The organism is Streptomyces sp. CA-111067, assembly GCF_050956065.1.
Classification (GTDB): Bacteria; Actinomycetota; Actinomycetes; order Streptomycetales; family Streptomycetaceae; genus Actinacidiphila.
Map to the genome: position 1 here is coordinate 5,526,451 of NZ_CP192103.1, position 24,869 is coordinate 5,551,319.

General features: G+C 70.6%; 27 protein-coding genes and 1 tRNA gene. 19 read left to right on the forward strand and 9 right to left on the reverse strand.

Annotated elements, in window-relative coordinates:
* Positions 1–12 precede the first annotated feature (12 nt).
* Together ACQPW6_RS24290 and ACQPW6_RS24295 are read left to right on the forward strand one after the other, a co-directional pair.
* The gene (locus ACQPW6_RS24290) at positions 13–1,077 is read left to right on the forward strand and encodes a UDP-N-acetylmuramate dehydrogenase (protein ID WP_433891792.1); all 1,065 of its coding nucleotides are present in this window, start codon (positions 13–15) and stop codon (positions 1,075–1,077) included.
* A 39-nt stretch (positions 1,078–1,116) separates the two neighbouring features.
* Positions 1,117–2,166, forward strand: coding sequence for an aldo/keto reductase family protein (locus ACQPW6_RS24295; protein ID WP_433891793.1), 1,050 nt, complete (start codon positions 1,117–1,119; stop codon positions 2,164–2,166).
* Between the two features lie 245 nt (positions 2,167–2,411).
* Here ACQPW6_RS24295 and ACQPW6_RS24300 read toward each other — a convergent pair whose 3' ends face one another.
* Positions 2,412–3,455, reverse strand: coding sequence for an adenosine deaminase (locus tag ACQPW6_RS24300; protein ID WP_433891794.1), 1,044 nt, complete (start codon positions 3,453–3,455; stop codon positions 2,412–2,414).
* 137 nt (positions 3,456–3,592) lie between these two features.
* Positions 3,593–4,831 (reverse strand): pyridoxal phosphate-dependent aminotransferase, encoded by a 1,239-nt coding sequence (locus tag ACQPW6_RS24305; protein WP_433891795.1) that lies wholly within the window; start codon positions 4,829–4,831, stop codon positions 3,593–3,595.
* Positions 4,832–5,037: 206 nt separating this feature from the next.
* Between ACQPW6_RS24305 and ACQPW6_RS24310 the strand changes: the two genes are divergently transcribed.
* From ACQPW6_RS24310 to ACQPW6_RS24325, 4 genes are all read left to right on the forward strand, one after another.
* Positions 5,038–5,110: transfer RNA gene (locus ACQPW6_RS24310), tRNA-Trp, on the forward strand.
* Positions 5,111–5,217: 107 nt separating this feature from the next.
* Positions 5,218–5,496, forward strand: coding sequence for a preprotein translocase subunit SecE (gene secE / locus ACQPW6_RS24315; protein WP_433894641.1), 279 nt, complete (start codon positions 5,218–5,220; stop codon positions 5,494–5,496).
* Positions 5,497–5,572: 76 nt separating this feature from the next.
* Positions 5,573–6,475 (forward strand): transcription termination/antitermination protein NusG, encoded by a 903-nt coding sequence (gene nusG, locus ACQPW6_RS24320; protein ID WP_433891796.1) that lies wholly within the window; start codon positions 5,573–5,575, stop codon positions 6,473–6,475.
* Positions 6,476–6,637: 162 nt separating this feature from the next.
* Positions 6,638–7,522, forward strand: a complete 885-nt coding sequence (locus ACQPW6_RS24325) for an LLM class F420-dependent oxidoreductase (protein WP_433891797.1) — start codon at positions 6,638–6,640, stop codon at positions 7,520–7,522.
* A 24-nt stretch (positions 7,523–7,546) separates the two neighbouring features.
* Here the strand turns inward: ACQPW6_RS24325 and ACQPW6_RS24330 are convergent, their stop codons facing one another.
* Positions 7,547–8,371, reverse strand: a complete 825-nt coding sequence (locus ACQPW6_RS24330) for an LLM class F420-dependent oxidoreductase (RefSeq protein WP_433891798.1) — start codon at positions 8,369–8,371, stop codon at positions 7,547–7,549.
* A 73-nt stretch (positions 8,372–8,444) separates the two neighbouring features.
* Here ACQPW6_RS24330 and ACQPW6_RS24335 point away from each other — a divergent pair, with 73 nt between their 5' ends.
* Positions 8,445–9,476, forward strand: coding sequence for a hypothetical protein (locus ACQPW6_RS24335; protein WP_433891799.1), 1,032 nt, complete (start codon positions 8,445–8,447; stop codon positions 9,474–9,476).
* Between the two features lie 49 nt (positions 9,477–9,525).
* Here the strand turns inward: ACQPW6_RS24335 and ACQPW6_RS24340 are convergent, their stop codons facing one another.
* The gene (locus ACQPW6_RS24340; protein WP_433891800.1) at positions 9,526–9,942 is read right to left on the reverse strand and encodes a hypothetical protein; all 417 of its coding nucleotides are present in this window, start codon (positions 9,940–9,942) and stop codon (positions 9,526–9,528) included.
* 149 nt (positions 9,943–10,091) lie between these two features.
* Here ACQPW6_RS24340 and ACQPW6_RS24345 point away from each other — a divergent pair, with 149 nt between their 5' ends.
* From ACQPW6_RS24345 to ACQPW6_RS24365, 5 genes are all read left to right on the forward strand, one after another.
* On the forward strand, positions 10,092–11,006 hold the full coding sequence (locus ACQPW6_RS24345; protein WP_433891801.1) for a MerR family transcriptional regulator: 915 nt from the start codon (positions 10,092–10,094) through the stop codon (positions 11,004–11,006).
* Positions 11,003–11,338 (forward strand): hypothetical protein, encoded by a 336-nt coding sequence (locus ACQPW6_RS24350; protein WP_433891802.1) that lies wholly within the window; start codon positions 11,003–11,005, stop codon positions 11,336–11,338. Before ACQPW6_RS24345 ends, ACQPW6_RS24350 begins: the two co-directional genes overlap by 4 nt.
* 528 nt (positions 11,339–11,866) lie before the next feature.
* On the forward strand, positions 11,867–12,796 hold the full coding sequence (locus ACQPW6_RS24355) for an inositol polyphosphate kinase family protein (RefSeq protein ID WP_433891803.1): 930 nt from the start codon (positions 11,867–11,869) through the stop codon (positions 12,794–12,796).
* Positions 12,797–12,998: 202 nt separating this feature from the next.
* The gene (locus ACQPW6_RS24360) at positions 12,999–14,063 is read left to right on the forward strand and encodes a hypothetical protein (RefSeq protein ID WP_433891804.1); all 1,065 of its coding nucleotides are present in this window, start codon (positions 12,999–13,001) and stop codon (positions 14,061–14,063) included.
* Positions 14,064–14,142: 79 nt separating this feature from the next.
* Positions 14,143–14,613, forward strand: coding sequence for a peptidase inhibitor family I36 protein (locus tag ACQPW6_RS24365; protein WP_433891805.1), 471 nt, complete (start codon positions 14,143–14,145; stop codon positions 14,611–14,613).
* 79 nt (positions 14,614–14,692) lie between these two features.
* On the opposite strand, the gene ACQPW6_RS24370 is transcribed toward ACQPW6_RS24365, so the two are convergent.
* The gene (locus ACQPW6_RS24370) at positions 14,693–15,379 is read right to left on the reverse strand and encodes a hypothetical protein (RefSeq protein WP_433891806.1); all 687 of its coding nucleotides are present in this window, start codon (positions 15,377–15,379) and stop codon (positions 14,693–14,695) included.
* 53 nt (positions 15,380–15,432) lie between these two features.
* On the reverse strand, positions 15,433–15,858 hold the full coding sequence (locus tag ACQPW6_RS24375; protein WP_433891807.1) for an ATP-binding protein: 426 nt from the start codon (positions 15,856–15,858) through the stop codon (positions 15,433–15,435).
* 291 nt (positions 15,859–16,149) lie between these two features.
* On the opposite strand from ACQPW6_RS24375, the gene ACQPW6_RS24380 reads away from it, so the two are divergent.
* From ACQPW6_RS24380 to ACQPW6_RS24390, 3 genes are all read left to right on the forward strand, one after another.
* Entirely contained in the window at positions 16,150–17,013 is an 864-nt protein-coding gene (locus ACQPW6_RS24380; protein ID WP_433891808.1) for a helix-turn-helix domain-containing protein, read from the forward strand.
* Between the two features lie 5 nt (positions 17,014–17,018).
* Positions 17,019–17,246, forward strand: a complete 228-nt coding sequence (locus ACQPW6_RS24385; protein ID WP_433891809.1) for a DUF397 domain-containing protein — start codon at positions 17,019–17,021, stop codon at positions 17,244–17,246.
* Positions 17,247–17,663: 417 nt separating this feature from the next.
* The gene (locus ACQPW6_RS24390; protein ID WP_433891810.1) at positions 17,664–18,509 is read left to right on the forward strand and encodes a methionyl-tRNA formyltransferase; all 846 of its coding nucleotides are present in this window, start codon (positions 17,664–17,666) and stop codon (positions 18,507–18,509) included.
* Here ACQPW6_RS24390 and ACQPW6_RS24395 read toward each other — a convergent pair.
* The 3 genes from ACQPW6_RS24395 to ACQPW6_RS24405 are packed head-to-tail and all read right to left on the reverse strand — an operon-like array spanning position 18,506 to position 21,775.
* A complete protein-coding gene (locus tag ACQPW6_RS24395; RefSeq protein ID WP_433891811.1) occupies positions 18,506–20,896 on the reverse strand; it encodes an ATP-binding protein in 2,391 nt (796 codons plus the stop codon). The genes ACQPW6_RS24390 and ACQPW6_RS24395 overlap by 4 nt on opposite strands.
* Positions 20,893–21,513, reverse strand: coding sequence for a DUF6879 family protein (locus ACQPW6_RS24400; protein WP_433891812.1), 621 nt, complete (start codon positions 21,511–21,513; stop codon positions 20,893–20,895). The genes ACQPW6_RS24395 and ACQPW6_RS24400 overlap by 4 nt, the downstream gene beginning before the upstream one ends.
* A complete protein-coding gene (locus ACQPW6_RS24405) occupies positions 21,506–21,775 on the reverse strand; it encodes a hypothetical protein (RefSeq protein ID WP_433891813.1) in 270 nt (89 codons plus the stop codon). Before ACQPW6_RS24405 ends, ACQPW6_RS24400 begins: the two co-directional genes overlap by 8 nt.
* Before the next feature lie 189 nt (positions 21,776–21,964).
* Here ACQPW6_RS24405 and rplK point away from each other — a divergent pair, with 189 nt between their 5' ends.
* The 4 genes from rplK (at position 21,965) to rplL (ending at position 24,610) form a co-directional block, all read left to right on the forward strand.
* Complete coding sequence (rplK, locus tag ACQPW6_RS24410) at positions 21,965–22,399, forward strand: 50S ribosomal protein L11 (protein ID WP_433891814.1); 435 nt, start codon at positions 21,965–21,967, stop codon at positions 22,397–22,399.
* 93 nt (positions 22,400–22,492) lie between these two features.
* Complete coding sequence (gene rplA, locus ACQPW6_RS24415) at positions 22,493–23,218, forward strand: 50S ribosomal protein L1 (RefSeq protein ID WP_433891815.1); 726 nt, start codon at positions 22,493–22,495, stop codon at positions 23,216–23,218.
* A 362-nt stretch (positions 23,219–23,580) separates the two neighbouring features.
* Positions 23,581–24,117, forward strand: coding sequence for a 50S ribosomal protein L10 (gene rplJ, locus ACQPW6_RS24420; protein WP_433891816.1), 537 nt, complete (start codon positions 23,581–23,583; stop codon positions 24,115–24,117).
* A gap of 109 nt (positions 24,118–24,226) precedes the next feature.
* Positions 24,227–24,610, forward strand: coding sequence for a 50S ribosomal protein L7/L12 (gene rplL / locus ACQPW6_RS24425; RefSeq protein ID WP_433891817.1), 384 nt, complete (start codon positions 24,227–24,229; stop codon positions 24,608–24,610).
* Positions 24,611–24,869 lie beyond the last annotated feature (259 nt).

Below are 24,869 nucleotides of genomic sequence, written 5' to 3' on the forward strand. Positions count from 1 at the left end.
AAACTAACCGCCGTGCACGTTCGAGACGCCACCCCCCTCGCCCCCCTCGCCCCCCTCACCACCCTCCGCCTCGGCGGCCCCGCCGGCCGCCTCCTGACGGCGGAGTCCGACGACGATGTCGTCGAAGCGGTCCGCGACGCGGACAGGAAGGGCGAGGACGTTCTCCTGCTCGGCGGCGGGAGCAATCTCGTGATCGCCGACGCCGGCTTCCCCGGCACCGTCATCCAGCTCGCCACCACCGGCCGCCGCATCGAAGGCACCCGCATGGAGCTCGCCGCAGGCGAGAACTGGTCGGCGGCCGTGGCCGCCACGGTCGGGGCCGGGCTGGCCGGGGTGGAGTGCCTGGCGGGGATCCCGGGGTCGGCGGGGGCCACGCCGATTCAGAACGTCGGCGCCTACGGCCAGGAAGTGTCGAGCACGATCACCGAGGTCGTCGCCTACGACCGCCGCACCGGCGAGACGGTGACGATCCCGGCCGCCGACTGCGCGTTCACCTACCGGGGCAGCCGCTTCAAGCAGCACCCGGACCGCTTCGTCGTGCTCCGCGTCCGGTTCGAGTTGGAGGACGCGGACGGCATGTCCGCGCCGCTGAAGTACGCCGAGACCGCCCGCGCGCTGGGCGTCGAACCCGGCGACCGGGTGCCGCTGGCCGAGGCGAGCAGGACGGTGCTCGCGCTGCGGGCCGGCAAGGGCATGGTGCTGGACGAGGCCGACCACGACACCTGGTCGGCCGGCTCCTTCTTCACCAACCCGGTGCTGAGCGCGGCGGAATTCGCCGCGTTCACCGAGCGCGTCCACGCCCGGCTCGGCGCCGACGCGACCCCGCCCGCCTACCCGGCCGACGGTGACGGGACGAAGACGTCGGCGGCCTGGCTGATCGACAAGGCCGGCTTCACCAAGGGCTACGGCACCGGCCCGGCCCGCATCTCCACCAAGCACACGCTCGCGCTGACCAACCGGGGCCGGGCCCGTACCGAGGACCTGCTCGCCCTGGCCCGCGAGGTCCGCGACGGCGTCCGGGAGGCGTTCGGCGTGACGCTCGTGAACGAGCCGGTGATGGTCGGCGTGACGCTGTAGGGGCAGGGCCGGATGATCTTCCGTACTAGCGTGGGGATCATGGAACAGCGTCAACTCGGCACCAGCGGCCTGCACATCAGCGAGATCGTCTACGGGAACTGGCTCACGCACGGCGAGTCCGTGGGCGACGGACCGGCCGCCGCGTGCGTCCGCGCCGCACTCGACTGCGGCATCACGACCTTCGACACCGCCGACGTCTACGCCCAGGGGGCGGCAGAGGAACTGCTCGGGTCCACGCTGCGCGGCGAACGCCGTGCCTCGCTGGAGATAGCCACCAAGGTGTGCCTCCCGACCGGATCGGGACCGAACGACCGCGGCCTGTCCCGCAAACACATCATGGAGTCGTGCCACGCGTCCCTGCGGCGCCTGGGGACCGACTACGTGGACCTCTACCAGGCGCACCGCTTCGACGACACGACCCCGGTCGAGGAGACGCTCATCGCCTTCGACGACCTGGTACGGCAGGGCAAGGTGCGGTACGTCGGGGTGTCGGAGTGGACGGCGCCGCAGATCGACGCGGCGCTGCGGACCGCCGCCGGCACCGGGCTGCGCAGCCGGCTGGTCGCCAACCAGGCGCAGTACAACATGCTGTGGCGGGTGATCGAGCCCGAGGTGGTGCCGCTGTGCGCGGCGAACGGGATGGGCCAGCTGGCCTTCCAGCCGCTCGCGCAGGGCGTACTGACCGGCAAGTACCTGCCGGGCCAGGCGCCGCCGGCGGGCTCCCGGGCCGCCACGGAGGGCCGCGGGCCGCGTTTCGTCAGCCGCGTGCTCGGCGTCAGGCTGCTGGAGCGGGTGCGGCTGCTGGCCCCGGTCGCCCGGGACGCGGGCCTGTCCATGGCGCAGCTCGCCATCGCCTGGGTCCTGCACCAGCGGGGCGTGTCGGGGGCGCTCATCGGGGCGTCCCGGCCCGAACAGGTGACGGAGAACGCCGCCGCCTCCGGCCGAAGGCTCGACGACGACCTGCTGAAGCGGGTGGACGAGATCCTCGACGGCATGATCGACCGCGACGCCGCCAAGACGGCCCGGATGATGGCGGTGTCCGACGCCTGGCGCGCCACCCCGGCCTCCTCCGCTGCCGCGGGCGGGTAGCGGGCAGCGGACGGCGGGCAGCCGCCGGGGGACGGCCTCCGGCCGGAGCAGCCGGTTCGCGCCGGGCGGCGGAAAGACCCCGGCGCGCCCGGCGCCGCAAAGACCCCGGCGCGCCCGCGCCGTGCGCCCCGAAGCGCCTGTCGCCGCCTGAGCCCCGGCGCCCAAAGCCCCGGCGCGCCCGGCGCCGCAAAGCCCCCGGCGCGCCCGCGCCGCAAAGCCCCCGGCGCGCCGCGCCGGCGGACCCCCTAAACCGCCGGAGGCTCCCGCACCCACTCCCCGACCCCCTCCAGCAGCCTCCCCTTCGTCTCCTCCGGCGCCCGCGACGCCCGGATCGACTGGCGGGCCAGTTCGGCGAGCTCGCCGTCGTTGAAGCCGTGCACCAGGCGGGCGATCTCGTACTGGGCCGCCAGCCGGGAGCCGAACAGCAGCGGGTCGTCGGCGCCGAGCGCCATCGGGACGCCGGCCTCGTACAGCTTGCGCAGGGGTACGTCCTCGGGCTTGTCGTAGACGCCCAGCGCCACGTTGGAAGCCGGGCAGACCTCGCAGGTGACGCCCTTCTCCGCCAGCCGGCGCAGCAGCCGCGGGTCCTCCGCCGCGCGCACGCCGTGGCCGACCCGTTCCGCGTGCAGGTCGTCCAGGCAGTCCCGGACGCTGGCGGGCCCGGCCAGTTCGCCGCCGTGCGGGGCGGCCAGCAGCCCGCCCTCGCGGGCGATGGCGAAGGCGCGGTCGAAGTCGCGGGCGAGCCCGCGCCGCTCGTCGTTGGACAGGCCGAAGCCGACGACCCCGCGGTCGGCGTACCGCACGGCGAGCCTGGCCAGCGTCCGCGCGTCCAGCGGGTGCTTCATCCGGTTCGCGGCGATCACCACCGCCATCCCGACGCCGGTGTCCCGGGACGCGGTGTGGACGGCGTCCAGGATGATCTCGATGGTCGGGATGAGCCCGCCGAGCCGGGGCGCGTACGAGGTCGGGTCGACCTGGATCTCCAGCCAGCCGGAGCCGTCCGCCGCGTCCTCCTCCGCGGCCTCCCTGACCAGCCGCTGGATGTCCTCCGGCGTGCGCAGGCAGGAGCGGGCGATGTCGTAGAGCCGCTGGAAGCGGAACCAGCCGCGTTCGTCGGTGGCCCGCAGTTTCGGGGGCTCGCCCGAGGTCAGCGCCTCGGGCAGGTGGACGCCGTGCAGGTCGGCGAGTTCGAGCAGGGTCGTCGGGCGCATCGACCCGGTGAAATGGAGGTGCAGGTGGGCCTTGGGGAGGCTGCGGATCTCGCGAGCCGCGCGTACTTCACGTGCCATTCCAAGATCCTGCCAAACGCGAGCCCCCGCTCGGAACCATTTCTCCGAACGGGGGCTTGCCCGAAAGCACGAGCGGCCGGTGCCGGACGCCGATCTCGCGCCGCTATCCCGCACCGCCGCGCCGCGGCGCGGAAAACTCAGTCCTTCGCCTCGCCGAGCAGCTTCTGCATCCGCGAGATCCCCTCCACCAGATCCTCGTCCCCGAGCGCGTACGACAGCCGCAGGTACCCGGGCGTCCCGAACGCCTCGCCGGGCACCACCGCCACCTCCGCCTCGTCCAGGATCAGCGCGGCCAGCTCGACGGAGTCGGCCGGGCGCTTGCCGCGGATCTCCTTGCCGAGCAGCGCCTTCACCGACGGGTACGCGTAGAACGCGCCCTCCGGCGTCGGGCAGACGATGCCGTCGATCTCGTTGAGCATCCGGACGATCGTGGCGCGCCGCCGGTCGAAGGCGGCCCGCATCTCGGCCACCGCGTCCAGGTTGCCGGAGACCGCGGCCAGCGCCGCGACCTGCGAGACGTTGGCGACGTTGGACGTGGCGTGCGACTGGAGGTTGGTCGCGGCCTTGACCACGTCCTTCGGGCCGATGATCCAGCCGACCCGCCAGCCGGTCATGGCGTACGTCTTGGCGACCCCGTTGACGACGATGCACTTGTCGCGCAGCTCGGGCACGACGGCCGGCAGCGAGGTGAAGGTGGCGTCGCCGTACACCAGGTGCTCGTAGATCTCGTCGGTGAGCACCCACAGGCCGTGCTCGACGGCCCAGCGGCCGATCGCCTCGGTGTCGGCCTCGCTGTAGACGGCGCCGGTGGGGTTGGACGGTGAGACGAACAGCACGACCTTGGTGCGCGCGGTGCGGGCCGCCTCCAGCTGCTCCAGCGAGACCCGATAGCCGGTGGTCTCGTCGGCGACGACCTCGACCGGCACGCCGCCCGCGAGCCGGATCGACTCGGGGTAGGTGGTCCAGTACGGCGCCGGGACGATCACCTCGTCGCCCGGGTCGAGGATCGCGGCGAAGGCCTCGTAGATGGCCTGCTTGCCGCCGTTGGTCACCAGCACCTGCGAGGCGTCCACCTCGTAGCCGGAGTCGCGGAGCGTCTTGGCGGCGATCGCGGCCTTGAGCTCGGGCAGCCCGCCGGCCGGCGTGTAGCGGTGGTACTTCGGGTTGCGGCAGGCCTCGACGGCGGCATCGACGATGTAGCCGGGGGTCGGGAAGTCGGGCTCGCCGGCGCCGAAGCCGATCACCGGGCGCCCGGCGGCCTTGAGGGCCTTCGCCTTGGCGTCCACGGCCAGCGTCGCGGACTCGGAGATCGACCCGACACGGGCCGAGACCCGCCGGTCGGTTGCAGACGGTACTGGGGGAGTTGCTGCGCTCATGCCTGCATCGTTCCAGACCCGGCTGGCGGTGGCACGGGGGTTTGCCGACCTTCCTGCCTGGGGAGTACAAACGGCTTCATGACGCCATCGCGAGGCCGGTGAGGCCGAACGGGCAAGGCGTTCGACGGAGAGCGCCTGAGCACGTACACTCGTCCGTCGGTGGCCCCTTCCGCCTGCCGTCTGCGGTACGTTGGGAGGAGTCGCGAAGGGTCGTAGCTCAATTGGCAGAGCACTGGTCTCCAAAACCAGGGGTTGTGGGTTCGAGTCCCTCCGACCCTGCTCCACACGTCCAGTGAAACGGACGTGGGCAGGTAAGCACTCGCCGTACCGCGCGACGGGCGCGGCATGGCCACGATCCGGAGTCAGGTGAGGACGCAGTGACTGAGATCACGGACTCCGTCGAGGTACCGGACGACGCGTCTGCGGACACGGAGACCGAGAAGAAGTCCCGCCGCGGCGGCAAGCGCGGCAAGAAGGGGCCCCTCGGCAGGCTTGCACTCTTCTACCGGCAGATCGTCGCCGAGCTGCGCAAGGTCGTCTGGCCGAGCCGGAACGACTTGATGACGTACACCACTGTGGTGATTGTGTTCGTTGTCGTCGTCATCGCGTTCGTGAGCGTGGTTGACTATGGCTTCTCCCACCTTGTCTCGTACGTCTTCGGCTGAACCTCCGCGGCAGATGCCGGTACCAGGGCATCCGTCCGCCAGTTCCACCCCTTGAAGTCAGGAAGAAGCAGTTACCGTGTCTGACCCGAACGTGTACTCCGCCGACGCCGACGAGTCCGTCGAGGTCGAATCCGTCGCCGCTGAAGCTGAAGCGGCCGACGTCGAGACTGCCGAGGACGAAGCCGCTGAGGTCGAGGCCGTCGAGGACGAGGCTGCCGCTGACGAAGCCGCCGAGGTCGACGCCGCTGAGGAAGCCGCCGAGGTCGAGGCCGCCGAGGAAGCCGACGCGGAGGGCGCTGAAGAGGGCGACGCGGAAGCTGCGGACGAAACCGCTGGTGACGAAGCCGCTGAGGACGTCCCCGAGCCGGTCGACGCGGTCGCCGCGTTCCGCGAGGAACTGCGCACGCTGCCCGGCGAGTGGTACGTCATCCACACCTACGCCGGCTACGAGAACCGGGTGAAGTCCAACCTCGAACAGCGTGCCGTCTCGCTGAACGTCGAGGAGTACATCTACCAGGCCGAGGTCCCGCAGGAGGAAGTCGTTCAGATCAAGAACGGCGACCGCAAGACCATCCGGCAGAACAAGCTCCCCGGCTACGTCCTGGTGCGGATGGACCTGACGAACGAGTCCTGGGGCGTCGTCCGCAACACCCCCGGGGTCACCGGCTTCGTCGGCAACGCGTACGACCCGTATCCGCTGACGCTCGACGAGATCGTCAAGATGCTCGCCCCCGAGGTGGAGGCCGCGGCCGAGGCCGCCGCGATCGCCGAGGGCACGGCCCAGCCCCGCAAGGTCGAGGTCCAGGTGCTGGACTTCGAGGTCGGCGACTCGGTCACCGTCACCGACGGCCCCTTCGCCACCCTCCAGGCCACGATCAACGAGATCAACCCGGACTCGAAGAAGGTCAAGGGCCTGGTTGAGATCTTCGGCCGGGAGACCCCGGTCGAGCTGAGCTTCGACCAGATCCAGAAGAACTGACGCGTCACGCGTCACTGACCCGCGTCACTCACCTGACCCGCGTCACTCGCACTTCCGAGGAGCCTCCGCCGGTATCGGTGGGGGCTCCTCTTGCGTTGTGCGTAGCGAGAGTACGGACGGTACCGACCGTACGACCGGCGAACGTGAACAGGAGAGACGGCGATGGCGCGGCAGGCTGACCGGGTGGGCAGGATCGGAATCTGGAGCGGGATCTGGAGCACCGCGCTGAAGGAGGGCTCCTACCGCGCCGAACTGGACGACGCGGCCGCCGAGTTGGACGCGCTCGGGTACGGCGCGGTGTGGCTCGGCAGCAGCGCGGGCGTCGAGCTGGCGGACCGGCTGGTCGCGGCGACCCCGCGGATCACCGTGGCCACCGGGATCCTCAGCATCTGGGAGCACGAGGCCGCGGACGTGGCCGCGCAGCGGGCCGAGCTGGAACGTCGGCACCCCGGGCGCTTCCTGCTCGGGCTCGGCGTGAGCCACGGCAGCCTGGCGAAGGACTACTCGCGGCCGTACTCGGCGATGGTCGACTTCCTGGACGCGCTGGACTCCGCGCCCGATCCGGTTCCGGCCGACGGCAGGGTGCTCGCCGCCCTCGGCCCGAAGATGCTGGCGCTGTCCCGGGACCGCGCGGCCGGCGCGCACCCCTACCTGGTGACCCCGGAGCACACCGCGCAGGCCCGCGAGATCCTCGGCGAAGGCGCCTTGCTGGCGCCCGAGTTGAAGGTCGTCCTGGACACCGACCTCGACAAGGCCCGTACCACCGCCCGCAATTACCTCGCCTACTACCTCAAGCTCCCCAACTACGCGGGCAGTCTGCTCCGGCTCGGCTTCACCGAGGACGACCTCGCCGACGGCGGCAGCGACCGTTTGCTCGACGCGGTGTTCGCCCTCGGCGACGCGGACACGATCGCCGCGCGGGTGACGGACTTCCTGTCGGCCGGCGCCGACCACGTCGCCGTCCAGGCCGTCACCGACGACCCGCAGCACATCATCCCGCTGCCGCAGTGGCGCCGGCTGGCGGAGGTTCTGCCGCTGGGCGGCTGACGGGGTACGGCTACGGCTCCGGCGTCAGCTGAAGCGGGCCATGACGCCGGCGAGGCGGTCGAGGCGGGTCAGGGTGGCCGGTTCCGGGTCGGACGGCAGGTAGAAGAGCACGCGCTCCACGTCGAGCTTGGCGTACTCCTCGATCACCTCGGGGCGGCCGGACACCGCGTAGACCGTCACCGGGACGTCCCGGCCCGCCACCGCGCGCATCTCGTCGATCTGCGGGGCGAGCACCTCGGGCGGCAGGCTGTTGGCCAGCCAGGCGTCACCCAGTTCGGCGACGCGCTGGAACGCGCCACGGCCGCCGCCCACGTAGATCGGCGGGTAGGGCTTCCGTACCGGCTTGGGCCACGCGAAGGACGGGCCGAAGTCCACGAACTCGCCGTGGAACTCGGCCTGTTCCTTCGTCCACAGCTCGATCATCGCGCGCAGCCGCTCGTTGACCAGCCGGCCCCGGGTCGTCGGGTCGGTGCCGTGGTCGGCCATCTCCTCGCGGTTCCAGCCGGAGCCGACACCGAACAGGAAGCGGCCATCGGAGATCAGGTCGAGCGAGGCGACCTCCTTGGCGGTGTGGATCGGGTCGCGCTGCGCGACGAGCGCGACACCGGTGCCCACCAGCAGCCGCTGCGTGGCGGCGGCGACGGCCGCCAGCGCGACGAACGGGTCCAGCGTGCGGTAGTAGATGTCGGGCAGCTCACCGCCACCGGGATAGGGGGTGCTGCGCTCGGCCGGGATATGGCTGTGCTCGGCGATCAGCAGCGAGTCGAACCCCCGTTCTTCCAGGGCCCGTCCGAGGGGCGCGGGCCGGGTGCTCTGGTCGGTGATGAAAGTGGCGATCCCGAACTTCATACGCCACATGGTAAGCAGGGGGTGCCCGGGCGCCGGGCGAGCCCGGGGTGTCGGAAGGTCGGAGAGTCGTCGTATGTCGTGGAGCCGCTATCTGAGCGTTCGGCGGGCGGAGGGCGAGCGGTTCCTCTGGCGGCGCAGGCAGACCCCCGGGGTCGACTACTCCTACGGTGACCCGAGGCTGGCGGCGATCCGGGCGGCGGGCCTTGAGGGCGCGGACGGGTGGGCGGTGATCCGGGAGCAGTTGGCCGGGGCGGCGGCTGATGCAGCGGCTGATGCGGACGGTTCGCCGGCCGGCGGGGAGGAACTGACGTTCCTGGCCGGCGGGTTGCAGACCGTCTCGGGTGTGGAGCGCTGGATCGGGGACGTGATCGCCGCCGCGCCCGGCGACCCGCTGCCGCTGCTGGTCTCCGGCGTCCGGCACATCGGCTGGGCGTGGCACTCACGCGCCTGGCTGGAGACCCGGGACGTGGCCGAGTCGCAGGCCAAGCTCTTCCGCGACCGGCTGACGGTGGCGGAGCAGCAACTCGCCGCCGTGGCCGAGCGCGAGCCCGGGTGGGCGGCGCCCTGGTACTTCCGGCAGATCTCCGCGCGCGGCCTGGACCTCGGCCAGGAGGTCGCCGAGCGCCGCTTCACGGAGACCTGCCGGCGCGCGCCCGGCCATGTCGCCGCGCACCGGGAGCGGTTGCAGCAGCTGACCTCCCGGTGGGGCGGCTCCCAGGAGCAGATGCACGCGTTCGCGCAGCAGGCGGCCTTCGCGGCGCCCGAGGGCAGCGCGCTCGGCCAACTCGTCGCCCTGGCACACCTGGAGGAGTGGGTGGACCGGGGCGCCGACCCGGAGTCGAGCTATCTGCAGAGCGGTCGGGTGCTCGGCTCGCTGCACGAGGCCGCCGAACGGTCCGTGTTCCACCCGGAGTTCGTCAGGACCCGGGACTGGGCCATCGCGTTCAACGCGTTCGCGATGGCCTTCTCCCTGGCCGGCGACCAGATCGCGGCGCGGGCGATGTTCCGGGTGCTGGGGGACCGGGTGACGGAGATGCCGTGGCAGTACCTCGACGAGCGGTCGCCGATGGTGGCGTTCCGGGGCTGGCGCAACGAGGTCCAGTGAGGCGGGGGTTGGGCCGCCGGCCGGGGGCCCCAGGCGGGGCCCCCGGTGGTCAGGACGCCAGCGGCTGCACCGTCACGTGGTAGTCCTCCCGGATGATGCCGTCCTCGTCGAGGAGCAGGAACACCCGTGCCGACCAGGCCGGTTCGCCCGCCGCGTCGCCGCCGAGCGCGATCAGCTGGACGGTGAACGTCACCACGTCTCCGTGCCCGGCCGCGTCGCCCGCCGTCCTGATCGCGTACTCCCCGGTCGCCACGAACTGGTCGTAGGACCGGCCGATCCTCGCCGTGAGCTCCTCGTGCCCGCGGAACTGCACCCCTTCGACGAACTCGACCCCGTCCGCCCTCCAGAGCCGTCCGACGGCCTTCCGCCGCGCCTCGGAGTCGGCCTCGCTCCACACGGCCGTGTAGCCGTCGACCAGCGAGGCGAGGTCGGTGGGGTGTGCCGCGCCGCTTGCCATCCACGTCATGGTGCCCGCTCCTTCTCGTTCGGCCGGTGTGGCCGGGTCCGTCGGCCGGTGTGGCCGATGGGACGACGTTCGGCACTGCCACGGCGGAAGGGTCAAGGCGGATCAGGGGAGCAGACTCTCCCCCCGTGGGAGACCGCAGAATGGGCCCTGTGAACGCACAGCTGTCCATCGGCGACTTCTCCCGGGCCACCCACATGTCCGTCAAGATGCTGCGCCACTACCACCAGATCGGCCTGCTCGAACCCGCCGACGTCGACCCGCACACCGGCTACCGCCGCTACACCGCCGACCAGATCCCCATCGCGCAGGTCGTCCGCCGGTTCCGCGAGCTCGACATGCCGCTCGACGAGATCGCAGCGGTTCTGGCCGCGCCTGACGTGCGGACCCGCGGTGAGCGGGTCGCCACGCACCTCAGCCGCCTTGAAGCCTCGCTCGAAGCGAAGCAGCGGGCCGTCGCCTCGCTGCGCGACCTCCTGGCGCCCGAGGCGGCCGGGCCGCCCGACGCCGCCGCCGGCATCGAGCTGCGCAGCGTCCCGGCCGTGCCCGCCGCCGCGATCACCGAGGTCGTGGACGCGGCGGAGGCCGGCCCGTGGCTGCGGGGCGCGGTCGCCGAACTGCTGGCCACCCTGGAGGCCCAGGATCTGGCCCCGGCCGGGCCGGCCGGCGGGATCTTCGCCGACGACCTGTTCACCCACCACCGTGGGCAGTCGACGGTCTTCGTCCCCTGCGCCGGAGACGTCCGCCAGATCGGCCGGGTCGTCCCGCTGGTGGTACCGCCCGCCGAGCTGGCGGTCATCACGCACGCCGGACCGACGACGGAGACGGATCGGGCGTACGGCGTCCTCGGAGCTTTTGTTGCGCGGCACGCGCTGGGGGTGGACGGGCCGATGCGGGAGTATTACGTGGTGGGGCGGCGGGAGACGCCGGATACGGCGCTGTGGCGGACGGAGGTCGGGTGGCCGGTCTTCCGGGTCGCCGCCCGGGCGGGGGCGGACCCCGCGGCGGGTCCGGGCGCCGGGCCGGGGGCGGGTGCGGGCGCCGGCCCGGGGGCGGGTGCTGGGTGAACGGGCCTTACCGGTTGCGGTACTTCTTCGAGTACGGCGTCGACACGCCGCTGTGGCCGGGGAGTTCGGGGGCGCCCGAGGTCGACAGTCCGTACGGGTACCCGTGTGATCTGGAGCGGTTGCCGATCTCGGCGGGGCTGCGCGAGGAGCTTGGGCGGCTGGCCGCTTGGTATCAGGGGTCGTTGAACGAGGAGTACCCGCCGGGGCCGTCACCGTGGTCGGGGGCTGAACAGGCCCTGTTCCGACGGCAGTCGGCGGACGCGTTGGCGGCGCTGCGCGCTGAGCTGGGTGATGGGTGGACGGTCGAGGACCGGTCCGGGCGCCTGTTCTGACCGGGCCGGTGGGTGGTGCGGTTCGTTGCCCCGGCTGGGCGCCGTGCCTGCCGTTTTTTCCCACCGCCCCGCCCGTGCGGGTGCGTCCTTGGGTGCGGGTCTTCTGGTGGGTGGGGTCGGTGCCGGTCCGTGGCACCTCCTCGGATTCCCTCCGTGCGGGCTTCGTCGTCGGGTGCAGACCGGTCTGTCGGAAATCCTGCGGGGGCACCCCGGCCCGTCCCCTCCCGGGTCCGTCGGCGGCTTCGAGGCCGCGGGGGGTGATCGGTGGGTGGCTGGGGTTTGTTGGCGGCCGGAGGTCGCCAACTCATCTTGTTGCCTTAGCTGTTGATACGGTTGCCGTTCATCGACGACTCTCCCAGCACCCGTCGACTGAACGTGTGTCGGGAAGGTCCCCTGGAGGGGGCAGTGTTGAACTCGCACGGAGATCGGCGCGATGTGGGACACGAGGCTCCCACCCGACGGGCCCCGGCGCCTGTGGCCACCCCGCCGGTGCGTCCGCCGGTGGAGGTCGGCTCCGTCCCTGGGGCGATGCAGGCGATGCAGGCGGCCGCGGGAAACGCCGCCGTCGCGCAGCTTGCCGCGGGCGGGTGGCGTGGCGGGTCTGCGGGCCCGCAGATGATCCAGCGCGTCGCGCGCGCGGGTGCGCCCGGTCGGACGGTCCAACGGGTGGCGGAAGAGGGCACCGGCGGGCACGGCGGGATGGAAATGCGTGCCGAGGGCAGGGTCATCGGCAAGCCCACGAACGAAGTCGAGCGGAATTTCTACGGCGACATGCGCGCGGGCAAACACCCCGCGTTGGAAGGCGTGGCTCCCACCTCGTACACCGCTGATCAGGTCCAGCAGATGGACGGTAAAGCGGGCGACGACTCGACCCACATCTACATAGAGAACCTGACGCACGGCATGGCAAAGCCGAAGCTTCTGGACATCAAAGTGGGTGAAAGCACCGCGAGCAGGCATGAACTGCTCGAAAGCATGTCGAAGGTGGACGCCTGGAAGAAAAAGATGAAGCTGAAAGTCGCCGACTTCGTGACCGGCTCCGCGAGCCGCGGCTACCGGGCGGTCGGCGGCACGGGCCTCAAGGGGAAGAGCCGCCGCCAGATCGGGCAGCAGTCCGGGAAGATCGTGGACGACTTCGCGGAGGAGAGCAGCCTCAGCGCCGTCCTCGTGGAGAAGCTGGAGCACGTCAGGGCGGCCGCGAAGAGCTCAGGACTCGCCTTCATCGCGGCAAGCGTGCTCATCGCGGTGGATGAGGAGCCCGCGGAAGGCAGCTCGGCAGCGTCGGCGAAGCTCAACCTCATCGATTTCGCGCACACGTTCGGTCCGGAGCGTCTGGGTGCCGAGCAGGTCAAGAAATACCAGGACCGCTTCGACCAGGGCATGGCCGGCCTGATCGCGGCCGTGAAGGCGGCCGGCGCGGCCAAGGCGCCCCAGGCGGGCCAGAGCATTCCGACGTAGCAGGGCGCCAGGTCCAGGACGTGCAGCACCCTGCGGCCCAGCGCCCGGCCGAAGCCCAGCATGCCGCTGTCGCCCACCGGGGGGCAGTGCCGGTCCGGACGGCGGCTTCAGGCCGCATTTCCTGAGGGTTTATTGCGCACCCTCGTGTTCGTATTTATTCGGTGTTATCGGCGTTCCTATAACGCACACCGATGTTCGCATATTGACACTTTCAAGCGCGCCTGATTCACTGTCGATCGATTCGACGGCGTGCGTTTTTATTCTGCGGTCAACGCATTGTCGGGATGTCCTGGCGAACGAGGGTGCGGGGTCTGCCATGCGCGGGTTTTCCTGGAATGCGTTAGGGAGTTCCGGCCGAAGCGTGCTCAGTGCGATGACGGTCGTGCTGCTGATGGGAGCCGTTGCCGGGTGCGCCGGGGCCGGGAGGTCCGCCGCGACGCAGGTGCTGCCGTCGGCGGCCACTGCCGCCACCGCGTCGGTTCCGCCGGCGAGTCCGACGAATCAGCCCTCGTTGTTCCTGCCCATTGCCAAATACAGCCTTGCGGCCGACGACTCGCTGCTCCTTGATGAGGCCGTGAACGTCCTTATCGGGCACTGTATGGCGCGGTTCGGCTTTGCCTGGACGGGAGAAAAGGCCAGCCCGGTGGTTCCCGGTGCCGTACAGGACCGGCGTTATGGGCTGACCGCCGCCACTGACCCGGCGGCCAACGGGTACCACCTGCCGCCCAACCCGAAGCCGTCCCTCCCCAAGCTGTCGGCTGACGAGCGGCTGGCGCTGATCGGGCCCGATCTGATGGGCCGAACCGCCGGTGCCACGGTCCGCTTCAAGGGGCGCGCGGTACCGCCCGACGGTTGTCAGGGCGGGGCGCAGCGCACGATGGACCAGGGCATGACGACCCCGCTGCCGGGTTCGGCCGTCGCCTCTGACATCTCCGCGCAGAGCTTCGAGAAGTCCCAGCAGGACCCGGCCGTGCGGCGGGCCTTCACTGCCTGGTCCGGGTGCATGAAGGCCAAGCGTTTCTCCTATCCCGACCCGCTGCACGCCGGCGACGAGTTCACCGGGAAGACCGCCTCCGCGAAGGAGAAGAAGGCCGCCGTGGCCGATGTCGCCTGCAAGCGGAAGACGAACCTGTCCCGGGTGTGGTTCGACGCCGAGACACGCATACAGCGCGCGCTGATCGCCCCGAAGACCGCCGTCCTCGCCCCCGTCCTGGCCCGGCATCAGCAGCAGGTCGCGAGGGCCAGGGCGATCCTCGCCAAGGGCTGATCCCCCCCATTCCCCCTGGGACAAAGGGCGCGCCGACCCGTGCGCGCCCGGTCATCATGAAGAAAGGACACAAAGAGAAGTGAAGACGATCAAGCGGATGACGGTGGTCGCGGCGGGCGCCGCGATACTCTGCGCCACCGGGCTGGCCACGGCCGGAACCGCGTCGGCCGATGACGGCAAAGGCCCCTACGCCACGTGTGACCTGAGTATCTGGGACGTGTGCACGACGCTCTACTACAACAGCAACCTGCAAGGCTCCCATACCTCCTTCTTCGGAAGCGACGAAGACTTCGCCAACGACAAGTTCATGAGTTCGGGTGCCGGCAAGGGCCAGGGTGTGAAGAACAACGCGGCCTCCGCGCACTACTGGATGCGCGGAGGTGAGACCGGGTATCGCGGGGTCATCTACTACAACAGCAATTGGAAGGGGCCGTGCGACGCCATTGCCGAGAACGCGTCCGCGAACCGGCTGCACAACACCTACAACGAGAACGCCTCGACCACCTTCGGAACCTCCGTATTCTGGGATGGCTGCTACCTGTTCAACTGAGCCCGGGGGCGCGCTCCGTGCCTACTGGATTTCATGGGGCCCGCACTTTCCGTGCGGGCCCTCGTTTGCGCCGCGTCGGTCAGAGGGTGGCGGGGGTGCATTTGGTGAGTTCGGTGATGAGTTGGCTGGCGAGGAACCAGCGGGTGGCGTTGGTGCGGCCGTAGTAGAGGTGGTCGTCCTTGGGGAGGGCGAGGACGCGGCCGTTGCGGTTGGGGAGGTAGAGGCCGCCGAATACGCCGGCGATGAGGGGTTTGCGGCTGCGGAAGGCGATGGGGTCGCCGAGGTGGGGGCACATGCGGGCGGCGAGGATCGCGCATCCGGAGCAGACCGGGGGTTTGGGCGTGAAGCCCTGATAGGGGTCGCCCGGGTCGGGCAGCCCGGCGGTGTGGGGGCCGCGCGCCTCCAGGAACAGCCAGCCCTCCCGGGTGCGGTCGGCGGGTTTTCCGCAGACCTGGCAGAGCTTGAGGAGCATCGCGTCGCGTTGCCGTAACGGGTGCATCTGCGCGAACTGCGGCTTCCCGGTGCCGGGTGCCCAGCTCATCCGGGCCCACAACACCCCGTGCCGGTCGCGGTCTTCGGGGCGTTCGTCGCGGAAGGCGAGGCCGGGGACGCCTTTGTGGTCGGTGCGGACGTGGAGCTGGTCGTTGTCGGGGTGTTCGCCGCTCCAGGAGGCGGCGAAGGGCACGGGGATGTGGTGGGGTCCCCAGGTCTGCGGTGACCAGGTGTACACCCGGGGTTGGCGGGTGGTGGTGGGTGTTTCGGGCATGACGGTATGACTCCTCGTGCGGTCTGTCGTGGTCCGGGGTCGTGCGGTTGCGGCTACGACTCGGTGTCGGGGAGGGCGAGTTCGCACCAGACGCGTTTGCCGGACGGCAGCGGCTCGCTGCCCCATCGCGTGGCGACGGCGTCGACGGTCAGCAGTCCGCGCCCGCGTACGGCGTCGGCGCCGGCTGCCTGGAGGACGGGCAGTTCCCGGGAGCGGTCGGTGACCTCGATCCGTACGAGGCCGGCGGCCGGCCGGGAGACGGCGACGAGTACCTGGTGGCTGCGGGTGTGCCGTACGGCGTTGCCGACGAGTTCCGACACCACCAGCACGGCGGCGTCGGTGAGTTCCTCCAGCCGCCACAGCACCAGCGCCGCCGCCACCAGCCGCCGCGCCCCGCCCGCACTCGGCGCCGTACACGGCATGGTCTGGGAGTACGCGGGGTGTCCGGTCGAACTCGCCACCGTCGCTGTCGTCTTCATCACTGCTGCCTCCGTGCGGGCGTGGGGTCGCGACGGGCCCCGGGCCCCTGACGTCTCAGCAACGTCAACAGCTCTCTGCGCGGCAGGCCGACGCCCCTACTGCTCGTGACCGAGCAGCTACAGCAACCAGCTTGGGGCGAACGATTCTCAACGTGCAATCGAATCTGGCAGTTTCACCTGTGTTGGCATATGTGACCACGTAGGCTTTCTGACGCAGAGTCAGGACTGTCCCAAAAGCCCTCGGCACTCGCGCCGGAGGCTCGTAGACTCGACCCTCCTGGAGGCACACTCATGGCAGCACCCACCGGGCCGACGGTCCGGCGCATGCAACTCGGCGGTGAGCTACGCCGGTTACGCGAGAAGGCCCCGTTCACCCTGGCCGAGGCGGTCGATGGGTTGACGTTCTCCATCTCCAAGCTCTACCGCGTGGAGAACGGCCTGACCGCCCTCAAGTCGGCCGCTGACCTGCGCATGCTGCTGGAGCGCTATGGCGTCACGGACGAGGAGGACATCGACTTCCTCGTCGAGATCCAGCGCGATTCCCTCAACAGGGGCTGGTGGTCCCAGTACCGCAGCAACATGCCGTCCGGCATGGCGATGTACGTCGGGCTGGAGAGCGGCGCGCGATCGATCCGCGCATGGCAACCGAACGTTGTCCTCGGCTTGATCCAGACGGAGCGGTATGCGCGAAAGATGTTCGAGGCGGCCAAGCCGGTGGACGAGACGAACACCGAGTTCGTTGAGCGCAACATTCAGCTTCGAATGGAACGCAAGGACCAACTCGTCCGCAAGGGCAAAGGGATGGAGCTGTGGGCAGTCCTGGACGAAGCCGTGCTGCGGCGTGTCATCGGCAGTCCAGACGTCATGCGTGAGCAGTACGAGGAGATCATCCGGCTGGTGCAACTCGACAACGTGACCGTACAGATCCTGCCTCTGTCCACTGCCACGTATCGCTCCAGCGCCAACTTCACCCTGCTGGACTTCGAGGCCCCGCTGCCGACCGTCGTGCAGTCGGACCTCCCCGAAGGCTCCAACGTCAGCGACAAGGACACCACGATCTGGGCGTTCAGCCGTAAGTTTGACGCCCTGCGCGCAGGGGCTCTCGCACCCAGCGACACCCCTGCCTTTCTGCACCGACTAGCGGGAGAGATCTGATCGACATGATCTACCACTTGGCGGCCGAGGTCGCCCCCGAGGACACCTGGTTCAAGTCGACCCACAGCCAGGAGAACGCCACGGCATGCGTCGAGGTGGCCGACCTCACGCAGTCCACCGGCAGCGTCGCCATCCGGGACTCGAAGGACAAGGCGGGGCCGGCGTTGCTGGTCCCGGCGGAGTCGTTCGCCGCGTTCGTGGCGGCGGTCCGCGAGGACGGCCTCCGGGGCTGACCGGATTGCCCCTTCGCAGGTGCGGCCCGCCCCCCGAAAGACAGGGGGAGAGGGCCTCCGCATGCCCACGGACGCGTACCCCCACCAGATACCCCCCTGCGGCCTCAAGCCGCCGACGGACCCGGGAGGGGACGGTCCGGGGTGCCCCCGCAGGGCTGCGAACAACACGGGATCCGCAATTCACCCCGGGTGCCGTGAACAGCCCGAGGAGGTGCCCCGGGCCGGCCCCGACCCCACCCACCAGAAGACCCGCACCTTAAGGACGCACCTGCACGGGTGGGCGGGGTGGGAAAAAACGGCAGGCACGGCGCCCAGCCGTGAAACCGAACAGCGCCGCCCCCCGGGGCGGCGACGCCCCCGCAGCCCCCACGATCCACCCCCGCCCACCCCCCTATGCTTCGCCGCATGGTGAAACCCATGCGAATCGGCTTACTCTCCTTCGGCGCAGCCGAGTTCGCCACGCTCCGCGAGACCTGCGAGGCCGCCGGCCACGATGTCGCCGTCTACGGCTACTCGCGCTCGATGCGCCCCAGAACCCCCACGGACGAGGGCGCGGTCGGCGCGATGGGGCGGATCGCCGCCGCGCTGCCCGCCGGGACGGACCTGCTGCTGCCGGGCAGTTCGGAAGGGCTGGGCGCGGCACTGCGCGGGTACGAGCTCGACCTCGTCGTCTGCTACGGCTTCTCGTGGCGGCTGCCGCGCTCCGTGCTGGACATCCCGCGCCACGGCGTGCTGAACGTCCACAGCTCGGTGCTTCCCAAGTACCGTGGCCCTGCCCCGGTGTTGTGGGCCATCCGCAACGGCGACCCGCACCTCGGACTGACCGTGCACCGCATGAACGAGGAGTTCGACGCGCGTCCGGTGCTTGCCCAGGAGGACGGGATCCCGATCCCGGAGGACGTGACGCCAGAGGTGTTGTGGAGCGGGCTGTCGCCGGTGCTGCGCCGACTGCTCGCGACCGCGCTCGACCGCGTACGGGACCCGGCCGCCGGTGAACCGCAGGCGGACGAGGGCGCGAGCTACGCGGGGCTGCTGGAGCCGGAGTTCTCCGCGGTCGACCCGGCCTGGACGGCGCGCCAGGTGCACGACCAGGTGCGGACCTTCCGGTTCATCGGCCCGGGCCGCGGCCCGGTTGCCACGGTCGCGGGCCGCCGGCTGAAGGTGCTGCGCACCAGCCTTGCCCCTGCCGACGGCCTCCGCCTCGACTGCGCCGACGGCCCTGTGTGGATTGCCGAGTCGGAGCCCGCACCGGCGAACGGCTAGTCGTTACGAGCCAGTTGACGGGCCACCCGCTGGGCGCCCGCGACCGCCTGGGGATCCTGAAACGAACCGAACAGCCGCAACGACTCCTCCAACGCGGCGCGCCCGGACTCCTGCTCACCGAGCCGGCCGAGCGCGCCCGCCAGGTTCTCCAGGGCTCCCGCCAGTTGCCACCGGGCATCGACTCCGCGGTAGACGGCAACAGCCCGGCGGTGCAGCTTCGCCGCCTCCTCGAAACGGCCGAGCACCTGGCACGCCTCGCCCGCACCGTCCAGCGCGACGGCCTCCCTGCCGGCGTCGCCGAGCCGCCGCTGCACGGCTGCCGACTCCTTGAAGAGGCTGAGGGCCCCTTCCGCGTTGTCGCGAGCCCGTTCGACCCTGGCCGACTCCGCCAGCCAGTGGCCACGCCACACCTGGTTGTCCTCGGTCCGGGCTATCGCCAGGGCCGCGTCGATCGTCCGGCCGGCGGCTTCGAGCCTTCCCACCTCCCGTTGGGTCCGGCACAGCAGGTAGAGCCCGTTTCCCAGGCCGGAGTTGTCGCCGAGATCACGGAAGTCAGTCACCGCGTCCTCGATGATCTGCGCCGCCTCCTCGTAACGGCCCATCTCGCACAGTGCCTCCGCGCGGTTGCACCGCATCAGCGCCGTCCAGCGGCGGTCACCGAGTTCGCCGAAGATCTCCGCGCCGGCCGCGAAGTGGGCGGCGGCCTCGTCCAGTTGGCGGCGGCGCAAGCCGATCAGGCCGAGGGCGTTGACCGACCGGGCCGCACCACGACGGTCGCCCGTGCGCCGGCGGATGTCGAGCACGGCCCGGTGGTCCTGCTCCGCCTCATCCAGCCGCAGCGTCTGAAAAGCCGCCTTGCCCAGGTTCTCCAGGGACTCTGCCTGTCCGGCCTGCTCTCCGGTGCGGGCGGCCGCGTCGACGGCGATCCGGGCGGTCGTCAGCCAGTCTTCAAACGCGTTGTGGTGCATGTAGACCGCCCGCAGCACCACGGCAAGACGCCACGCTACGTGCGGGAAACCGTCGTCAGCGGCCGATCGGATGGCGGTGACCAGATTGGCGCTCTCCGTCCGGTACCAGCGGAACGCGGACTCGTATCCGGAGAAGGAGAGGGTGTCAGCCGGTACCGGGACGCGCTCATCAAGGAGGTAGCTGTCGAACGGCGCGATGGAACGCTGCGCCGATGCGGCCGTGTGCAGATACCAGGCGAGGCAGCGTTCGAGGATCTCCGTCCGCTCCTGCTCCGACTCCTCCCGGCCGACCTGCTCGGCCGCGAAGTCCCGCAGCAGGTCGTGGAACCCATAGCGCTCCGCCGGGCGCCGCTCCAGCAGGTGGGCGCGCACCAGCGACTCCAGCAGGGAGCGCGTCTGAGGCGGCTCCGCCCCGGCCAGTGCGGCCACCGCCGGCACGCCGAACTGATTTCCCGGGTGCAGGCCGAGCAGCCGGAACAGCCGGGCAGCGGGGGCGGACAACGCCCGGTAGGACCACTCGAAGACACTGCGCATCGCGCCTGACCCTTCCTCGTCCTCGGTGGTCAGGACGCTCCACCGTGCGGTCTCGGCACGCAGGCCGTCGACCAGTTCTGCCAGCCGCATCGAGGGCCGGCTCGCCGCGCGCTCCGCCGCGATGCGCAGCGCCAGCGGCAGCCCCGCGCACAGCCGGGCCAGCTCCGCCATGTCCGCGCGGCGGTCGCCGGCACGGTATTCGGCGGTGGCGGCCCGTAACAGCCTGACGGAGTCCGCCGTCGGGAACGTCGTCACCTCAAGGCGGAGAGCGCCGTGCCGGGCGACCAGACCGGACAGGTCGTCCCTGCTGGTCGCCACCACCAGGCATCCCACGCCGGAGGGGAGCAGCGGGCGGATCTGGGTGCTGTTCGTCGCGTTGTCCAGGACGATGAGCACCCGGCGGTCCGCCAGCAGCGACCGGAACAGCGTCTCCCGGCGCTCGCCGTCGGCCGGCACCCGCTCGGCGGGAACGCCGAGATCCTCGATGAAGCGGCCCAGCACCTCCGCCGGGGTCGCCGGGGCGCCGGGTGCGTAGCCGCGCAGGTCGGCGTACAGCTCGCCGCCCGGGAAGCGCGGCCGTACGGTGTGCGCCCAGTGCAGTGCGAGCGAGGTCTTGCCGACGCCGGCCGATCCCGTGATGACCACCAGCGGCACGACGTGCGGCTCGTCGTCCGGCTCCGACACGAGTCTTTCCAGACGGGCCAGTTCCACCGAGCGGTTGACGAAATGGCGTACGTCGCCGCGGAGTTGTCGGGGGACGACGCCGGTGGCGGAGTACGCCTCCTGGTGGAAGTGCACGCCGCCGTGGACCTGGGCGGCCTGTACGACGCCCTTGGCCGAGGCAGAGCCCTCGAACCGGTTGACGTGATCTGCGCTCTCCGTCATGCCTGGGCTTGGCGCCCCGGCGGCGGCAGCGCAGCCACGTGATCGTCGAACCAGTCCTCCAGCGGCACGCCCGCGTCGTAGAGGTCGGCGATGAAGCGGCGGCAGCGCCGCACCAGCTCGGGGTCGGTGAACTTCCGGCCCGATGCCAGGACACCGTCCTCGTCGTAGACGGCCTGATACAGCACCTGGGAGCCGAGCGTGTAGATCTCGGGGAGGGGCCCGTCCGCCTCGAAGCGCGTGACGTGGTCCGCGCTGAGGACCCGGATGAGGCCGCCGCTTTCGTTCCGGACGCGCAGGGCGTGCAGTTCCCACTGCATGTAGTCGCTCAGGGGCTCCTCGACCACCCGGATCCGCCGCGTGGTGAAGCCGTGCCGGTCGGCCTTGCGGTGGTATTCCTCCAGGTCCGCGCGGCCCGCTTCCAGCAGGCGCAGGGACTCCTCCCATTCGCCGCGGGCGAAGGCCTCCCAGCTGTCGTAGCCGGGCTCCTTGAAGGTCTGCTGCCGCTCCAGCTTCCAGAAGCCCGGTTCGCCGCTGTTCCAGAAGTGCTTCTCGAAGTCGGCGTAGTAGTCGTCCAGCGCCATCGGCTCGCCCGTGGCGCCGCCGAGCGGGCTAGGCATCCGGGATGTCCGCCTTGGCCGCGAGGATCGTCGCCCGGGGGAGGATCACCAGCCGCTCACCGGGATCGACGCTCACGCCTTCCGGCAGCCGGTCCTCGTACGAGCCTGTGAGGTCCGCGCCGATCACGGCGATGGCCCCGTTGTCCAGCTCCCACATGTCCGGGCAGCTGGAGTCGCCGGACGTCTGGCCCAGCTCATGCGACGATTTGCCCAGCCGTCGCGCGAAAGAGGCCGTCGGGTCGGCCTCCCACCGTTCTGCCATCTGGTCCCCCTTGGTAGCGGCACCAGATTATCGCTCAGCGTGTGCGGACCATCGTGATGCGTCATCGGTTTCGCGCCATCCCGGCGCGGGTGACCTGGGCGATTTCGGGGCGCGGCGTGATACCCGCTATCTTGGTGCGGTATGCCTGCTCGCAGGCACGAACACTCTCAACAGGACCCGGAGAGAGCAATGCCTCCCAAGAAGAAGAAGGTCACGGGGCTGATCAAGCTCCAGATCAACGCCGGTGCGGCAAACCCGGCGCCGCCGGTCGGCCCCGCGCTGGGCCAGCACGGCGTGAACATCATGGAGTTCTGCAAGGCGTACAACGCTGCGACCGAGTCGCAGCGCGGCATGGTGGTGCCGGTGGAGATCACGGTCTACGAGGACCGCTCCTTCACCTTCATCACCAAGACGCCGCCGGCCGCCAAGCTGATCCTGAAGGCCGCGGGCGTGGACAAGGGCTCCGGCGAGCCGCACGTCAAGAAGGTCGCCAAGCTCAGCCGCGACCAGGTGCGGGAGATCGCCACGACGAAGCTCCCCGACCTGAACGCGAACGACCTCGACGCCGCCGAGAAGATCATCGCCGGCACCGCCCGTTCCATGGGCATCACCGTCGAGGGCTGACCGGCCGTAACAGCGAGGGGTGTGGCACCCCTCTGTGGGAGGGCCTGCTCGGCCTGGACCACGACTCCGAAAACACCACCCCAGGAGCAACCCATGAGCAAGCGCAGCAAGTCTCTCCGCGCTGCGGACAGCAAGATCGACCAGGAGCGCCTGTACGCGCCCCTGGAGGCTGTCCGTCTCGCCCGGGAGACCGCGACCACCAAGTTCGACTCGACCGTCGAGGTCGCCTTCCGGCTGGGCGTTGACCCGCGTAAGGCCGACCAGATGGTCCGTGGCACCGTGAACCTTCCGCACGGCACCGGCAAGACCGCCCGGGTCCTGGTCTTCGCGACCGGTGACCGTGCTGCGGCCGCGGAAGCCGCGGGAGCCGACATCGTCGGCTCCGACGAACTGATCGACGAGGTCTCCAAGGGCCGGCTGGACTTCGACGCCGTCGTCGCCACCCCGGACCTGATGGGCAAGGTCGGCCGCCTCGGCCGCGTGCTCGGCCCGCGTGGCCTGATGCCGAACCCGAAGACCGGCACCGTGACGCCGGACGTGGCGAAGGCTGTCACGGACATCAAGGGCGGCAAGATCGAGTTCCGCGTCGACAAGCACTCGAACCTGCACTTCATCATCGGCAAGGTCTCCTTCGACGAGACCAAGCTGGTGGAGAACTACGCGGCGGCGCTGGACGAGATCCTGCGTCTGAAGCCGTCCGCGGCCAAGGGCCGGTACGTCAGGAAGGCCGCGCTGTCCACCACGATGGGCCCCGGCATCCTGCTCGACCCCAACCGCACCCGCAACCTCCTCACCGAGGAAGACCCCGCGTCCGTCTGATCCAGGACGCACGCAGCAGGACCACCGGGCCCCGTCTCCCCTCCGGGAGGCGGGGCCCGCCGCGTCCAGCCGCCCCCGCGCCGGAGGCGATTTGGCAGCCGGGGCACCCCTCCCGTACTCTCGTCGAGAAGCCAAAGACCGCTGGTCGTTGCCGTGCCCGGAAACGGGTTCGGTGGCCGAAGGATCCGCTAGCTGCGGACGACCCGCGCAGGTGATCGTGGATGAACTCCGGATGCCGGGAGCCTTACGCCGGTGCCGTCGAGTCACGCCCCGTGCGCCTGCGCCGGGGCGTTCGTTTTTCGCCAAGCCAAGTCCCCTTCATTCCGTGCGGTCCGCAATCACCCGGAAGGAGGCCGAGACTCATGGCGAGGCCCGACAAGGCTGCCGCGGTGGCCGAGTTGACGGACCAGTTCCGCTCCTCGAACGCCGCGATGCTGACCGAGTACCGCGGTCTCACCGTGGCGCAGCTCAAGACGCTGCGCCGTTCGCTCGGTGAGAACGTCCAGTACGCCGTGGTGAAGAACACGCTGACCAAGATCGCGGCCAACGAGGCCGGGATCAGCACGCTCGACGACCTGTTCGCGGGTCCGTCGGCTGTCGCCTTCGTGACCGGTGACCCGGTCCAGGCGGCGAAGGGTCTGCGCGACTTCGCCAAGGACAACCCCGACCTCATCATCAAGGGCGGTGTCCTTGACGGTAAGGCGCTGTCCGCCGATGAGATCAAGAAGCTCGCGGACCTCGAGTCCCGTGAGGTTCTGCTCGCCAAGCTGGCGGGCGCCATGAAGGCCAAGCAGTCCCAGGCTGCCGCGCTCTTCCAGGCGCTGCCCTCGAAGTTCGTCCGCACCGCGGAGGCGCTTCGGGCCAAGAAGGAAGCCGACGAGCAGGGCGGTGCCGAGTAATTCGGCTCGCACTTTGACCGCCGCCGCCGGCGTCGGTCGGCGCGGGCCACGTACGCCCGCCGACACGTAGACACACGGCACCAGCCGGATTAGTGGAAGGACCGCCATCATGGCGAAGCTCAGCCAGGACGAGCTGCTTGAGCAGTTCGAGTCCCTCACCCTCATCGAGCTCTCCGAGTTCGTGAAGGCGTTCGAGGCGAAGTTCGACGTCACCGCCGCCGCCCCGGTCGCCGTCGCCGGCGGTGCCGGCCCGGCCGCCGTCGCGGACGCCCCGGAGGAGCAGGACGAGTTCGACGTCATCCTCACGGGTGCCGGCGACAAGAAGATCCAGGTCATCAAGGTCGTGCGTGAGCTGACCTCGCTGGGTCTGAAGGAAGCCAAGGACCTGGTGGACGGCGCCCCCAAGCCCGTCCTGGAGAAGGTCACGAAGGAGGCCGCCGAGAAGGCCAAGGAGTCCCTCGCGGCCGCCGGCGCCGGCGTCGAGGTCAAGTAACACCTCGCCCGAGCACCACGAGCACCACAGCACCACCCAGCTCCACAGCAGTACCCCCCCGGGATCACTCCCGGACAGCTCCACCTGCCGCAGGCGGTCACCCTTTCGGGTGGCCGCCTGCTGCCGTTCCCGCCCCGACGCGCGCCGTTTCCCCGCCCGTGGCCGCCTCGCCGGATAAGGTGATCCCTCCTGCTCCAGCCGGGCCCCCGGGCCGCGCCGGACGGGGCGCTGTACGGATCTCCGCGAGGCTGGGGCCTTG